The organism is Paenibacillus polysaccharolyticus (assembly GCF_023714295.1).
GTDB lineage: Bacteria > Bacillota > Bacilli > Paenibacillales > Paenibacillaceae > Paenibacillus > Paenibacillus polysaccharolyticus_A.
The window spans coordinates 1-1313 of the sequence record NZ_JAMAUN010000024.1; the positions used below are offsets into that span (position 1 = coordinate 1).

Annotated in this window: 2 rRNA genes; both read left to right on the forward strand. The window is 50.5% G+C overall.

The annotated features are described in order from the left end of the window. Positions 1–536, forward strand: a 16S ribosomal RNA gene (locus M3629_RS27910); the annotation flags it as partial. Between the two features lie 372 nt (positions 537–908). Continuing rightward, a 23S ribosomal RNA gene (locus M3629_RS27915) occupies positions 909–1313 on the forward strand; the annotation flags it as partial.

Sequence of the window (1313 nt, forward strand, 5' to 3'; positions counted from 1 at the left end):
GTAGAGATACGTTAGGTGCCCTTCGGGGAAAGTTGAGACAGGTGGTGCATGGTTGTCGTCAGCTCGTGTCGTGAGATGTTGGGTTAAGTCCCGCAACGAGCGCAACCCTTATATTTAGTTGCCAGCACTTCGGGTGGGCACTCTAAATAGACTGCCGGTGACAAACCGGAGGAAGGTGGGGATGACGTCAAATCATCATGCCCCTTATGACCTGGGCTACACACGTACTACAATGGCCGGTACAACGGGCAGTGAAGCCGCGAGGTGGAACCAATCCTAAAAAGCCGGTCTCAGTTCGGATTGCAGGCTGCAACTCGCCTGCATGAAGTCGGAATTGCTAGTAATCGCGGATCAGCATGCCGCGGTGAATACGTTCCCGGGTCTTGTACACACCGCCCGTCACACCACGAGAGTTTATAACACCCGAAGTCGGTGGGGTAACCGCAAGGAGCCAGCCGCCGAAGGTGGGATAGATGATTGGGGTGAAGTCGTAACAAGGTAGCCGTATCGGAAGGTGCGGCTGGATCACCTCCTTTCTATGGAGAATCGTTTCCCGCGTGGAAACATTCAAAAAGTCTTCAGGAAGCATGCTTCCGAAGCGAGCTTTACTTCGTAAAGCTTTCAACTCACTCGTTGCTCAGTTTTGAGAGCTCAAACTCTCAAACCAACTCGTTTATTCGACCGACACATCCGTGAACGGCCCCGAACCAAACGATTTGTTCTTTGAAAACTAGATATCGAAACGAAACAAACGCGAATTAGAACATTCCTTTTTAGCTGAACTTGTGTATAACAAGTTTCAATAAAAACGGTAGATAATGCAATTGCGATGGTATCGAATGGGAGCGACTTTTGGCTTTGGACGAAGTCCAAACCAAGGGAAGCGAGCAAACGAAACCGGAGCAAATGGTTAAGCTACTAAGAGCACACGGAGGATGCCTAGGCGCTAGGAGCCGATGAAGGACGTGGCGAACAACGAAACTGCCTCGGGGAGCTGTAAGCAAGCTTTGATCCGGGGATGTCCGAATGGGGAAACCCAGCTGGGGTAATATCCAGTTACACCTAACTGAATACATAGGAGTAGAGGCATACCAGGGGAACTGAAACATCTAAGTACCCTGAGGAAGAGAAAACAATAGTGATTCCGTCAGTAGCGGCGAGCGAACGCGGAGAAGCCCAAACCAGAGAGCTTGCTCTTTGGGGTTGTGGGACGTCTCACATGGAGTTACAAAGGAACCGGTTAAGCGAAGAGGTCTGGAAAGGCCCGCCAAAGAAGGTAAAAGCCCTGTAATTGAAAGTTGGTTCCCTCCGAG